This is a genomic window from Pedobacter frigiditerrae (assembly GCF_032678705.1).
GTDB classification, from domain to species: Bacteria; Bacteroidota; Bacteroidia; order Sphingobacteriales; family Sphingobacteriaceae; genus Pedobacter; species Pedobacter frigiditerrae_A.
The window spans coordinates 951,026-964,647 of the sequence record NZ_JAVTSS010000002.1 but is presented as its reverse complement, the minus strand read 5'-3'; the positions used below and the strand labels follow the sequence as shown (position 1 = coordinate 964,647).

Below are 13,622 nucleotides of genomic sequence, written 5' to 3'. Positions count from 1 at the left end.
AAAACAATTCAGCAATGAAGCAATTTTCTTATTGTTCGTCTCTAAAATACACTTTGTAATAATTCATAGAGCGGTCATCATCAAAACCTTTTTCTATTAAATCTTTATTGCCATGGATATAGATATGGAAGTTCTTGTCTAACTTTAAGATGTTTTTGTAATTCTTCGCCTGTTTTTTAACTGCGGCATCAGAAATATCAAAGTTATCTGCAATCGGACTATCAAATTCTTCTTCGTAGTTCTTTTTGTAACTTTTAAAAGATTCTATTCCTTCTTTGTTGGCAATCACTTCATTTGCAAACTCATCCATATCAAAGGTTTCTTTTTCCTTAAAATACTTCATTGATTTATTCAGCAAATCGATTTTATCAGTTCTAGATATCTCAAAATCTTCATCAAGTCTTTCGGTGACAAAGCTTTTGTAAACACCTAAAACATTTTGGGTTTGACTGTAATTATCGTTACGAACCTTCAGCTTTAAAAATTCATCTTTCCAATAAACGGCTTCCGCACTACGATTGGTTTGGTCTATTACTGCAACCTTGTAGCCTTCCATAACATCGGTATTAAAGATGAGGCAACCTTTATCTAACTTGTTAATGTTAATAGCTTCCTGCTCATATTTTAAGCCAAAGCCACCTTGCTCAGGATAAACCGTTAAGTAACTTTCTTTAGTTTCAGATTTGAAAATACCAATAGCATCATGCAAATCGCCTTCAATCTGTACGTTCTCAAAGTAGGCAACATACAATTCACCAGACTTAATTTTTGGGTGATTAGAAATCTCAAATAAATAGGTAGCCAGCTTTTTAGTGTTGTCATGGAAAGTTGCTCCATCAGCAAAGATTTCTGCAGCAAAATGGTAAACCTCATTTAAATTAAGGTCGTTATTTGGATGCATGAAACGATAAATTTCATTTACTTTTTCATAAGGCGATAAGAAATATTGCAACAACAATTGTTTCAACATTTCATCTTCTAAATGCATAGATTGGTCTGAAAGGACGTAAAATTCATCTTGAAGTTTATTGCCTATTCTATGTATAGAAAGTTCGGCTAGTGTTGCTTGAGAAAAAGTAATCATATTTTAAAAATGTGACCGCAAAGAAACGAAGATTTTATGGAACACTAGTAAAAAGAAAAACTTCTATTAAAACTCATCATTTACCAATTCCTTATTTAACATAGCGCCTACCATATTCCCTCCTGCTACTGAATCTGAAACAGATCTCATCATAGTAGTGCAATCTCCTGCTGCATAAACACCATGTACATTTGTTTGTCTAAAGCTATTTACATCAACATAGCCTTGTTCATTTAATTGAATATTTAAATCTGTTATGATTTTTGTATTGTGCTCCATTCCAACTCTAGCATAAATAGCTTCAAGGATTTGAGTGCTTCCGTCTTTAAATTTTATATGCTTTACAAGCCCATTTTCATGAACTATTTCTTCTATTTCTTTTTCAACAATGTTGATGTTTTTAGCGAGTAATTTAGCTTGATTGCTTTGATCAATATCAGCTATTCCATTTGTAAATAGCGTAAGATTTTTTGTCCAGTTGCTGATTAATTTCGAGAATTCGAATCCAATTTCTCCATTCGCAATTACACCAGTAGTTTTACCTTTAACCTCGTAACCATGGCAATAAGGACAGTGTAAAACAGAAATACCCCAACATTCTGCAAAGCCTTTTATAGCCGGAAAAACATCTTTAACTCCTGCAGCAATAACCAACTTCTTAGCAGAAAATGTTTGTTTGTCTGATGTTGATACCGTAAACCCATTTTCAGTTTTTGATGCAGTTTCTGCAAAACCCTCTAAAAATTTTACTGTTGGATAAGCCAAGACCTGAGCCTTTGCAATTGCTGCTAAAGTTGCTGGAGTTTCTCCGTCTCGAGTTAAGAAATTATGTGAATGTGGTGTTTGTCGATTACATGGTTTACCACCGTCTATAATTAAAACGTTTCGTAAAGAACGACCTAAAGCCATACCAGCAGCCAAACCTGCGTAACTACCTCCAATAATAATTACATCGAATAGTTCTTCTTTTTTCATAATCCTGTTTTGTGGCTAAAATAGCTGATAAGTTATAAATGCAGTAATTTAGGCGTAACGGTTTTGTCAAAAGAACTACTGCCTTTATAATATAAACCCTGCCTGTCCGGCAGGCAGGCTTATTGAAGTGAGCACGGAGCGCAGCGCAGTAAAATGAAAAGAAGGGCTACCGTTTCCGACGCCCTTCTTCCATTGTTTTTCTAAAAACCTTATTTTTTTTCCTTTTCGTGAGGTGTATTCCTTAAAGAAATAGGCTTTTTATTATTCTTTTTCATTTTAAGATTTAGCATCTCTACCAAAACAGAAAATGCCATTGCAAAATAAACGTATCCTTTTGGTATGTGCTGGTCTAGTCCCTCAGCTAATAACGAAACCCCAATTAGCAATAAAAACGATAATGCCAACATTTTAACTGTTGGATGTTTGTTTACGAAATTACTAATGGCACTTGCCGAGAACATCATAACGATAACAGCAATAACGACCGCAGCTATCATAATTTCTATGTGTTCTGCCATACCTACAGCGGTAATAACCGAATCTAAAGAGAAAACGATGTCTAAAATCAATATCTGAACGATAGTTCCCGCAAAAGAATGAACCTTGGCTTTAACGCCATCTTCTTCATCACCTTCTAATTTATTGTGTATTTCATGGGTGCTTTTGTAGATTAAAAACAAACCTCCAGATAATAGGATTAAATCTCTACCAGAAATGGCTAATTTGTCTAACCACTCTTTATTTGTAATGCCAATCCAATCGCCAATGTTAAACAATGATGCAGTTAAACCCATTACCCAACTTAATGAAAGCAATAGCAAAACACGAGTAATCATTGCTAATCCCAATCCTAATTGGCGAGCTTTTTTCTGTTGGTTTTGTGGCAGTTTACCAGACAAGATTGAGATGAATACAATATTATCTATTCCTAAAACAATTTCTAATACTGTTAGGGTTAAAAGAGAAATCCAGGCTTCTGGCGTGGCTAAAAATTCCATAGTTTAAATATATGAGGCGAATATAAAAAAAGCCTGTCGATTTACATCAACAGGCTTGGCTATTATTTGTTTGGTTTTATTTATTTGAAAGTAACACTATTATACTGAGCCTTTACAATCACTCTAACGCTACCTCCTTTGCCTATTTGCCCATTATAATTTTTGTCTTGACTATAACTTCTATCGTCGCCACCTTCTCTTTTAGCAGTTACGTTGCTACCATATTTAAACCCTGCATAACTTGTTTTTACATCAAAATTAGCGTTATAATTTGTTGCAAAACCTAAATTTACGGAAGCATATTGCGCATCTACATCTACATCTTTACCTGCTTCAATTCCATCAATATTAACACTTCCATATTGAGCTCTGCTTGTTAAGTTTCCATTTAGAGAACCCACCTTAACACTGGTGTATTGCGTGTTCACATTCATTGCGCCACTAACACTGCCAATTTTTATTCCACCACCATACTGATGCTTAATACTTGCCGCTCCTTTTACACTTGTAATGTTAACTGCTGAGTATTGAACATCGATATCTAATGTTCCAACTGTACCTATGGTAACTCCAGAACCATATTGGTGCTTAATTTTTAATGAGTTGGCTTCCTTAATATTTGCGGCACCATATTGAACATTAACGTAATTATTTCCATTATTTAAATCGCCTGCAACAAAATTACCGTATTGAACTTTTATAGAGGTTGGCCCAGAAAAATCGCCCATAGTGATATTGCCATATTGCTGCGATGCAGATAATGAATTATTAGCTGGCATATAAACCGTGTAATGAACCTTTACCTCTCTACGCCAAATTGTTTTTCCATTCTTAATACTGCTTCCCCAGTTACCATTGCGGCTGCCCATTTCAGTTTTATAGCTCACTAAATCTCCGCTTTTAGTGGCTTCTATCGAAACGTCGTCCAACAGTTTTTGTGCTTCCTCCTCGGTTTTTGCATAAGATTTAATATCTGCATCAACCTTTATTTCATTTTTATCCCAAGTTTTAATAACGATACTACCGAACTGGTTAGACAAATTGATTTTATCGTTTTTATCGATACTGAAAGATTTTGTAAAAGTTTTTGCCTTCATCGGGCTATCGTCTTGCACATCCTGGCTATCAGCGTTGCTGTTGTATTTTACATTTACATTGTTTTTTACGTCATTTACTGTGTAAGAATAAGTTGATGAAGTAGAAACTGTGGTGTTAACTTTCGGATTAACATTTACAGAAATACTGGGCTGTTGTTGGGCATTTACCTGCGTTGCGAGTAACAGCACACTCGACAAGCTTAAGATTGTTAATTTCATATTGAATTCTCCTTTTTATTATATTGATTGACTTGATTGATTATCATTAACTGCTGTTTTAGAACTTGAAGTTGCATTTCGCGGTTTTTTACCATTTCCTTAACCACAAAAATTTGATTCGGACTTTCTGGCAATTCTGCTTTTAACCTATCATATTCTGCATCAAGATTTTTTAAATCTTCAGTAAACCTTTTATATAAATCTGGGTTTTCTGATGCGTAAATAGCTAAACTGTCTTTTTTCTCCTCAATTTGGCTTACAAAGCTTACTTCTCTTTTGCCAAATTCCGGGTTAATATCTGCCACATCGATGTTTTTAGCTTGGTTATAGTTATAGGTAAAATATAAACCTAAACTCACCACCAATGTTGCGGCAATACTCATCCACTGGTACATTTTAATCGACTTTTTTGGCTGTTTTTTTTTATCTAATTCTGCCTCAATTTTTGCCCACAATTGGTCTGATGGACCTTTTACTTCAAACTCTCTTTTGTTGTCTTTTACAAACCCCTCTAATTTATCGTTCATCTTGCTACCCCTTTCATTTCTAATAAACTATTCAACTTTCTTTTTGCTCGCAAATACTGCGAACGCGATGTATTTTCTGTTATTTTTAATATATGTGCTATCTCTTCGTGGTCATAACCTTCAAATAAATAAAGGGTTAAAACTACTCTGTAACCATCTGGCAACTCATTCATTGCTGCTTTTATAGCTTCTACTTTTAAGGTAGTTTCTTCGTAATCTGTCGCCGGTTCATCTGCTACTTCAACTTCATCTAAGCTTACTAGCTCTAACTTTCTTTTTCGCAAGTAATTAATTGCCCTGTTAATTACAATTTGTTTTAACCACAAACCGAACGTTGTTTCTTGTCTAAAATCTGCAATTCGATTGAAGGCATCTAAAAAAGCTTCCTGCAAAACATCTTCCGCCTCGGCATCGTCGTTTACAATTCTTAGCGCAACATTGTACATCGCATTAGCATACAATTTGTATAATTCAAATTGTGCTTTACGGCTACCAGCTCGGCAATCATTTACCAGCTCTACGTGCTTATCTATGTATACTGTTTCCAAATTCAAAAGCGTTCTGATTAAAAGACAGGTTATTTTTTAAAACGTTGCATCAAGGTAGAAATATTTTTTAGGTAGAAGAGATTGTTGCATTGCGCAATTGCTAAATTGTTAGCTATACTGGGCTAAATTAAGATGTTTTGAAAAGCAGAGACAGAAGATTTTATTAATGAAAGCCCCGCTATACTTTCTGCCATAAAAAATGGCATTCATCCTATCGGGTTTAGAAAACGAAGGTTTGTGCAAGAAAGAAAAGACCATGAAGCACAGAATAAAGATGATTATTAGCTCGGTTGTCAGGTTTTTCTAATCAACAAAAAATCTCAATACACAATACTCTTATCTAAACTTTAAAACAAAATCGGTATTTTTGCGGCTCAAAATTTAATTTAAAGATGTTAAGAACAACAACTTGCGGTGCTTTAACACTGCAAAATTTAGGCGAAAATGTAACACTCTGCGGTTGGATGCAGAATTCTAGAGATTTAGGCGGGATGACTTTTATAGATATCCGCGACCGTTACGGCATCACTCAGTTGGTTTTTAACATGAATGATAATGCAGATTTATGCGCTGGCGCTCGTAGCCTTGGTCGTGAGTTTGTAATTAAAGTTAGCGGAACCGTTGTAGAACGTTCAAATAAAAACAAAGAAATTCCAACTGGCGAGGTTGAAATTAAAGTAACCGAATTAGAGATTTTAAATGCGGCAAAATTACCTCCATTTTTAATTGAAGATAAAACCGATGGCGGTGATGATTTACGAATGAAATATCGTTACCTAGATTTACGTCGTAATCCGATTAGAAATAATATGATTTTACGTCATAGAATGGCTCAATCTGTTCGTCGTTATTTAGATGCCTTGGATTTTATTGAAGTAGAAACGCCAGTTTTAATTAAATCTACGCCAGAAGGTGCAAGAGATTTCGTAGTGCCAAGCCGCATGAATGGCGGCGAGTTTTATGCTTTACCACAATCGCCACAAACATTTAAACAGTTATTAATGGTTTCTGGTTTCGACCGTTATTTTCAGATTGTAAAATGCTTTAGGGACGAAGATTTACGTGCAGATAGACAACCAGAATTTACACAGATAGACTGTGAAATGTCTTTCATCGAGCAAGAAGATATTCTAAATACTTTTGAAGGTTTAATCAGAACTTTATTTAAAGAAGTTCGTAATTACGACTTGCCAGAAGTGCCTCGAATGCAATACGCAGATGCGATGAAGTTCTATGGCTCTGATAAACCAGATACTCGTTTTGATATGAAATTTATTGAAATGAATGATATTGTTAAAGGACAAGGCTTCCCTGTTTTTGATAATGCAGAATTGGTTATCGCCATTAATGCTAAAGGTTGTGCATATTATACACGTAAACAATTAGACGAATTAACAGACTTTATTAAACGTCCGCAAATTGGTGCTACAGGTTTAATTTACCTTCGTCATAATGAAGATGGTTCGTTAAAATCATCTGTTGATAAATTCTATAACGAAGAAGAATTGGCAAAATGGTCGGCAGCTTGCCAAACCGAGGCTGGTGATTTAGTTTTAGTAATGGCAGGCGGAACTGATAAAGTTCGCAAGCAACTAAGCGAATTGCGTTTAGAAATGGGTAACCGTTTGGGCTTACGTGATAAAGATAAGTTCTCAGCGCTTTGGGTGTTAGATTTCCCCCTTTTAGAATGGGATGAAGAGACTGAGCGTTACCACGCTATGCACCATCCATTTACTTCTCCAAAACCAGAAGATATTGCCATGTTAGATACCGACCCTAAAAACGTTCGTGCTAACGCTTATGATATGGTAGTAAACGGAACTGAAATTGGTGGGGGTTCTATTCGTATTCACGATAGAGCATTGCAATCGCTAATGTTTAAACATTTAGGTTTTAGCCCAGAAGAAGCTCAAAAACAATTTGGTTTCTTATTAGATGCGTTTGAGTTTGGCGCACCTCCACACGGTGGTATCGCCTTCGGATTTGATAGGTTATGTTCAATTTTCGCTGGTTTAGACTCAATTAGAGACGTTATCGCATTCCCTAAAAACAATTCAGGTAGAGATGTGATGATTGATAGTCCAAGTACAATAGACGATAAACAATTAAAAGAATTGAAGATTAAGACGGATTTGTAGTTCACTAGCTCATTGGTTCATTAGTATCATTGGGCAAATAGCATAAGCATACTCCGTCATGCTGAATTTATTTCAGCATCTGTCTTGCAGGAAAGACCCTGAAATAAATTCAGGGTGACGAATAAGCAAAAAAGGTCTTGGAAAATTTCCAAGACCTTTTTTTACGCTTAGTAGTTCGTTTCGCAAACCAATGAACTAATGACACCAATGAACCGATGATTAATAAGTTTCACTATCCGGCGGAATGCCATAATCTACAAAGGCAGTGTCTTTCTTTTTACCTTTTTTGCTAAAAAAAGATTTAACCATATTAAAAATTCCAGATAAGTTTTCTGCGTCTAAAGATTTACCAACTTTACCCGAAACCAAAGCTCCTAAAGCCTTTGTAATTACACCAGAGCCTCTAAAAATAGTGCTGTTTAATATCATCGGCAAAGCAATAGACATTATTTTACTGCTGATGTTAGTTTTCTCATCAAACTTTAAAAAGCCACTTGGTGTTGCAAATTTTTTGATCAAATTGCCAATTGAAAACTGACTGATATATGCTTTAGAATCTTCTTTTAACATTACACCACGATGTTTGTAATCGGCTTTTAATCGCTGTACTTCGTTGTGTAAATCATCTAAAGAATTAATGTTGTTATAATTTCTCTTCATCGTCATCGTCTTTATCGGCCACCTTATCAAAGTATTTTCTGATGAATAAATTCACCAATACTTTTTCAATGTATTTATCCTTGGTTAAATAAACAATAACAGATAACAGCAAGTAAATGCCAGCAACACAACCAAAACCTCTTGCGTAGCTTCCTAAAACATCAGAAAGATACAGGGCCAAGGTAAACGATGCGAATAAAAACGCCAGCACGAATGAAATTACTACGGCACCACTTGTAATTAAATCTGCAAAAATCTTCGAGCCTTTTTCTACAGCCGAAAGTTTCGTATATTCTATACGAGTATCGATGTATTCTTTTGCATCTAAAAAAATATCTTCCAAATCTTTTTCTTTCTTTTCTTCCATTATCTGTTAAGATTAAATAGCTCAGATATTTTCTACTTCAGTTGAATATTCATCTTCAACATCACGTAATTTACTTTTGATAGAGCTTACCACTTTATCTTTTAAGCTGCTAAGGTTATTAATTTCATCTGCTGCTTTATCTTTAATTGAATCACCCAAATCTTTTAAAGATTGACTTAGTTTATCTCTTGTATCACTTCCTTTTTCTGGGGCAAATAATAAACCTAATGCTGCTCCTGCAGCTAAACCAGCTAATAATGCTACTAGTACTTTCGAATTATCGTTCATAATAATTAATTTTTATTGTTAAACATAAGTTATTTCAAATATAGCAATGCTGATGTTATGCTACTGTTAATCTTAAATTATAACTCTTCTTGTTCATGATTTGTTTTAATTCTTTCTAATCTTTCTGTTGCCATGGCACTCGTTTCATAAATTTTGATCAGCAAAAAGAAGTAAGATAATAACAATGGTCCAAACACCAGCCCCAATATACCAAATAAAGGAATACCAATAACTACGCCAATTACAGTAATTATTGGATGAATATTGCCAATTTTTTTTGCAATCATGAATCTCAACACATTATCGATATTAATGATGACCACAAAACCGAAAATTAACATGGCCCAACCAGCAAAATTATTTCCCTCAGCCAGTTGTAATAATGCACCAGGCACAAAGATTACTGGCGGTCCTAATATGGGAACCAACGAAATAAATGCTGTAATAACCCCCCAAAAAAGTGGGTCGTTATACCCTAATACATAAAATGCTAAACTTACCAATGAACCTTGAACAATGGCAATAAAGCCTTGTCCAACAACATTTGCATAAGTTGTGTTTCGCATTTCTTCAGCAAAGCGATGTGCATTTTGTTCTCTAAATGGTGCATATTTAATTAGGGCATTTTCAAATGTTCCCCTTTCTACCAACATAAAATAGAGTAAAAAATACATTAGCAACAAGCCAAGCACTACATTAAATACTCCAGAAATTAAAGATGGAAATAAACCTGTTGCCCAGCTTCCTGCACTTTTCAATCCATCCTCTATTATTTTACCAATGTTTCCATTAACAGGTAAAAGATGCTGAATTTTATAGAGCAAGTTTTTAAAATAAATTTGATCGTTATTTAGCTCAGTAATTTTCTCAATTACCATACTGCTAAGTGCATAAAATGGAAGCACCAGTACTATAATGGAGATAAACAAAAGTAACACTGCAGTAAAACGCCTATTCCAATTTTTTACTTCTGTTAAATGAATGTATCCTGGGCGCAAAATGGTGTACAGTACGAGTGTACTTAACAAAGAGCCAAAAATTCCCATTAGAGAATAAGCAATTAAACAACCTAATGCTATAATAATAACAAGGTTGATATAGTTACGCTGTTTGTAAGTAAAAATAGACATAGGGAGCTTTAGATGTACATCTCATTAAATAACAAAAGCCTCCAAATTGTTTTAGAGGCTTCCATTTTTTTAATAAATTTTTAATTATCTAAATCGATAGCTTTCATTTTATTATAAAGTGTCTTTCTATCGATATTTAAAATTTTAGCAGCTTTTGTTTTATTAAAGTTTACCTCTTTAAGCACATTTAATATCGCTTCATATTCTGCTTCTAAGGCTGCGTTTTTTAAATCACGTGGTTTATTGGTAAGGGCAGAACGGACAATAGAATTTTCAACTGCGTTTTCAATTGCCGTTGCTTTTGCGTAAGTTGAAATTTCTAATGGCAACGCCTTTAATTGAATCTCCTCTCCCTCGGTTAATAATGTTGCTCTCCTTACAACATTTTTAAGTTCGCGAACATTTCCAGGCCAATTATAGGTTAAGAAACATTCTTCAACTTCTTCAGAAAAACCCTGAACATTCCGGCTCAACTCTTCATTTGCAATTCCCAAAAAAGTGTTTGCAAAAACCATGATATCCCTTCCTCTTTGGCTTATTGGTGGCAAGTGAATAGAGAACTCATTAAACCTATGGAATAAATCTTCTCTAAATCTTCCCTTTTGAATTGAATCTCCAAGGTTCTCATTGGTTGCCACGATAATTCTTACGTCTAAGTCCAGCTCCTTTGTGCTACCGATACGCTTTATCTTTCTCTCTTGTACTGTTCGCAACAAAGCAGCCTGAATTTCGTAAGATAAATTCCCAACCTCATCCAAAAACAATGTTCCTCCATTTGCCATCTCGAAGTGACCAATTTTGGTATACAGGGCCCCTGTAAAAGAGCCCTTTTCATGGCCAAAAAATTCACTTCCTGCTAATTCTTTTGTTAAAGAACCGCAGTCCATCGCCACAAAAGGTTTATCTTTCCTTGGACTGTTTAAGTGGATTGTTTTAGCAACAGATTCTTTCCCGGTTCCACTTTCGCCAGTTAAAATAACGCTATAGGATGTAGGGGCAACAAGCATTATTTGTTTCATCAAATCCCTTGACGCAATACTTTGTCCAACAACAAATTCGCCAGTATCTGCTTCAACTTTCTTGTTTAATTTTTCTTTCTTAGTTGCAGATGTGGCTATTTCATCGACCGAGTTAAGGGCAATCTGCGTTTCAATTGCTTTATTAATCGTATTTAAAATTTCGTCAGGATAAAGAGGTTTAGTAATATAATCGTAAGCCCCTAGTTTTATCAATTCAACAGCGAGTTTTATATCAGAATAACCCGTGATGATAATTACACCGGTACTAGGATAATTATCTTTGATTTTAATTAACATTTCCTTACCGTCTGTATCTTCCAAACGGTAATCACATAGCACCAAATCAAACTTCTGCTTAGACATATGATCCATAGCAGAATTACCATTTGTAGCCGTTTCTACACTAAAGGAATTTCTCGTTAAAAATTTTGATAACAAGAGCCCGATATTTATTTCATCATCAACGATTAATATTTTCTTCATATAAATAACTAAATAATAGCTAAATATAAATAAATATTTAGTTTGGGAAATATTTTCTACACTAAATTTGTTGAAAAAACACATAAAAAAAGCACCTGTTAAAAAACAGATGCTTTTAAATTAAATTATTTTCTTATTGGTTAAAACGTAAAGCCTAATCTTAATCCCATAAATCCTGCGCCGTCTAATCCTTCATATCTCACGCCAACATCAAAGCCTCCAAACTTAGCACCTACACCGGGCGCATAAGTAAAACTTGTACTACTTACCGAGGTAACATTTCCGCCAGCAGCAGAGGGTAAATAAGTTTTAGCAATAGTTACACCTGCTTCTGCCATACCGTAAAAGTTTTCGGAGAACATGTAACGACCACCTGCTTTGATTGGGATCCAGATTGCAGCTTTAGTATCAAGGTTTGCGTTTGCCAAATCTTTAGGAATAAATGCAATTGCACCTGTAGTTAAGGTTGCGTCAAAATTTTCTGCAATACCTTGACTAAATCTTAAGGTTAAACCGGCGCCAACATCATAAGAGGCTTTTAAACCACTTAGGGGTAAAGCGCCTTCAAGCCCAATACCAAATTTGAAACCATTAACGCCTGCATTTTGTGCTTTTAGATTTGAACCAGCCAACAACATTGCGCCAGCTAATAAAGTAAATACTAGTTTTTTCATGTTTGATCGAGTTAATTTGATTAATTTTTATTTATCAAATATTGGAACAAACCCTGGTAAAACATATACCCATAAATAGGTATATTATAATACCCAATAACACGTACAAATAGTTAAACCTGCTGATTTTCAATTGAATAAATAAGTTTTCCTTAGCCCAAAAAAACACTATCTACCTTTAAAAATCGCCTTACGTTTCTCTATGAAGGCGGTAACACCTTCTTTAAAATCTTCCGTTTGAAAACAGTTAGCAAATTCTTCTATTTCAACCTCAAATCCGTTTATATTTTCTTTTAGAGAAGCATTAACGGCTTTTATAGCATTGGCAATTGCCAAAGGCGCTCTGGTTTTAATTTTATTCAAAATTTCTTCCGCCTTTGCGATTAATTCTACCTGTGGCACAACTTCGTTTACCAATCCAGTTCTATAGGCTTTTTCAGCAGTAATCATATCGGCAGTTGTAATCATTTCAATAGCTCTACCTTTTCCAACTAATTGCGTTAATCTTTGCGTACCGCCATAACCAGGTATTAAACCTAATGTAACTTCTGGCAAACCCAGTTTTGCATTATCACTTGCTACTCGTATATGGCAAGCCATGGCTAATTCTAACCCTCCGCCAAGGGCGAAACCATTTATTGCAGCTACAACTGGTTTCGGACAATTTTCAATAGCGTCGAAAACATTTTGGTGACCGCTTCTTGCCAGCTCTTTTCCTTCAGCCAATGAATAATTTTGAAACTCAGAAATATCTGCCCCTGCAACAAATGCTTTTTCACCGGCTCCTGTAATTAAAACTCCTCTCACTTCTTCACTTTTTGAAGCAAACGCAATTGCATCAGCCAGTTCAGTTAGCACTTCCTTATTTAAGGCATTCAGTTTTTGCTCTCTATTTATGGTGATGTAAAAAATCTGGTCTTTTACTTCAGCTATGATTTGTTGATATGCCATACCTTAAAAATTTCTGTTCTTAACAACCCAATTCTCTATATAAGTTACTATGCTTGCCATCGGTGTTCCTGGAGGAAAAAGTTCTCCAACACCAATTTCCTGAAGCTTTTTCATATCTCTTTCGGGAATAATTCCTCCGCCAGTTAATAAAACATCAGTTAATTGCTTTTCTTTCATGACGGCTACAATTTTTGGAAAAACCGTCATGTGCGCACCTGAAAGAATGGAAATGCCGATGGCATCAACGTCTTCTTGCAAAGCTGCATTTACAACCATTTCTGGTGTTTGACGCAAGCCTGTATAAATAACCTCCATACCAGCATCTCTCAAGGATGTTGCGATCACTTTTGCACCGCGATCATGTCCATCTAAGCCCACTTTTGCTACTAAAACCCGAATAGGTCTGTTCAATGTTTTGTTCATATTTGATACTGAGTAGAGTGTAAATGTAAATAAATTAGCTG

15 protein-coding genes are annotated in these 13,622 nt (G+C 35.1%); 1 reads left to right on the top strand and 14 read right to left on the bottom strand.

Annotation, left to right across the window (positions count from 1 at the left end):
* Window positions 1–28 precede the first annotated feature (28 nt).
* The 6 genes from R2Q59_RS14855 to R2Q59_RS14830 all read right to left on the bottom strand — a co-directional run bounded on the left by R2Q59_RS14855 (window position 29) and on the right by R2Q59_RS14830 (window position 5,448).
* Window positions 29–1,084, bottom strand: coding sequence for a nucleoid-associated protein (locus R2Q59_RS14855; protein ID WP_316770368.1), 1,056 nt, complete (start codon window positions 1,082–1,084; stop codon window positions 29–31).
* 66 nt (window positions 1,085–1,150) lie between these two features.
* Window positions 1,151–2,059 carry an NAD(P)/FAD-dependent oxidoreductase gene (locus R2Q59_RS14850; RefSeq protein ID WP_316770365.1) on the bottom strand — a complete coding sequence of 303 codons (909 nt, stop codon included), beginning with the start codon at window positions 2,057–2,059 and terminating at the stop codon, window positions 1,151–1,153.
* Window positions 2,060–2,268: 209 nt separating this feature from the next.
* Window positions 2,269–3,057, bottom strand: coding sequence for a TerC family protein (locus tag R2Q59_RS14845; RefSeq protein ID WP_316770362.1), 789 nt, complete (start codon window positions 3,055–3,057; stop codon window positions 2,269–2,271).
* Between the two features lie 80 nt (window positions 3,058–3,137).
* Window positions 3,138–4,373 (bottom strand): hypothetical protein, encoded by a 1,236-nt coding sequence (locus tag R2Q59_RS14840; protein ID WP_316786050.1) that lies wholly within the window; start codon window positions 4,371–4,373, stop codon window positions 3,138–3,140.
* The gene (locus R2Q59_RS14835) at window positions 4,370–4,900 is read right to left on the bottom strand and encodes a hypothetical protein (protein ID WP_316786049.1); all 531 of its coding nucleotides are present in this window, start codon (window positions 4,898–4,900) and stop codon (window positions 4,370–4,372) included. The genes R2Q59_RS14840 and R2Q59_RS14835 overlap by 4 nt, the downstream gene beginning before the upstream one ends.
* Window positions 4,897–5,448: a sigma-70 family RNA polymerase sigma factor gene (locus R2Q59_RS14830; RefSeq protein ID WP_316786048.1), complete on the bottom strand. Its 552-nt coding sequence runs from the start codon at window positions 5,446–5,448 to the stop codon at window positions 4,897–4,899. Before R2Q59_RS14830 ends, R2Q59_RS14835 begins: the two co-directional genes overlap by 4 nt.
* A 392-nt stretch (window positions 5,449–5,840) precedes the next feature.
* On the opposite strand from R2Q59_RS14830, the gene aspS reads away from it, so the two are divergent.
* Complete coding sequence (gene aspS / locus R2Q59_RS14825; protein ID WP_316786047.1) at window positions 5,841–7,586, top strand: aspartate--tRNA ligase; 1,746 nt, start codon at window positions 5,841–5,843, stop codon at window positions 7,584–7,586.
* 219 nt (window positions 7,587–7,805) lie between these two features.
* Here the strand turns inward: aspS and R2Q59_RS14820 are convergent, their stop codons facing one another.
* The 8 genes from R2Q59_RS14820 to R2Q59_RS14785 all read right to left on the bottom strand — a co-directional run bounded on the left by R2Q59_RS14820 (window position 7,806) and on the right by R2Q59_RS14785 (window position 13,581).
* Window positions 7,806–8,246: a hypothetical protein gene (locus tag R2Q59_RS14820; protein WP_316786046.1), complete on the bottom strand. Its 441-nt coding sequence runs from the start codon at window positions 8,244–8,246 to the stop codon at window positions 7,806–7,808.
* Window positions 8,230–8,613 (bottom strand): phage holin family protein, encoded by a 384-nt coding sequence (locus R2Q59_RS14815; RefSeq protein ID WP_316786045.1) that lies wholly within the window; start codon window positions 8,611–8,613, stop codon window positions 8,230–8,232. Before R2Q59_RS14815 ends, R2Q59_RS14820 begins: the two co-directional genes overlap by 17 nt.
* Before the next feature lie 21 nt (window positions 8,614–8,634).
* On the bottom strand, window positions 8,635–8,901 hold the full coding sequence (locus R2Q59_RS14810; RefSeq protein ID WP_316770341.1) for a YtxH domain-containing protein: 267 nt from the start codon (window positions 8,899–8,901) through the stop codon (window positions 8,635–8,637).
* 77 nt (window positions 8,902–8,978) lie between these two features.
* Window positions 8,979–10,031, bottom strand: coding sequence for an AI-2E family transporter (locus R2Q59_RS14805; protein ID WP_316770340.1), 1,053 nt, complete (start codon window positions 10,029–10,031; stop codon window positions 8,979–8,981).
* An 80-nt stretch (window positions 10,032–10,111) separates the two neighbouring features.
* Window positions 10,112–11,533, bottom strand: a complete 1,422-nt coding sequence (locus tag R2Q59_RS14800; protein WP_316770337.1) for a sigma-54 dependent transcriptional regulator — start codon at window positions 11,531–11,533, stop codon at window positions 10,112–10,114.
* 140 nt (window positions 11,534–11,673) lie between these two features.
* Entirely contained in the window at window positions 11,674–12,207 is a 534-nt protein-coding gene (locus tag R2Q59_RS14795; protein ID WP_316786044.1) for a hypothetical protein, read from the bottom strand.
* A gap of 168 nt (window positions 12,208–12,375) precedes the next feature.
* Window positions 12,376–13,158: an enoyl-CoA hydratase/isomerase family protein gene (locus tag R2Q59_RS14790; RefSeq protein WP_316786042.1), complete on the bottom strand. Its 783-nt coding sequence runs from the start codon at window positions 13,156–13,158 to the stop codon at window positions 12,376–12,378.
* Between the two features lie 3 nt (window positions 13,159–13,161).
* Complete coding sequence (locus tag R2Q59_RS14785) at window positions 13,162–13,581, bottom strand: cobalamin B12-binding domain-containing protein (protein WP_316770331.1); 420 nt, start codon at window positions 13,579–13,581, stop codon at window positions 13,162–13,164.
* Window positions 13,582–13,622: the final 41 nt, after the last annotated feature.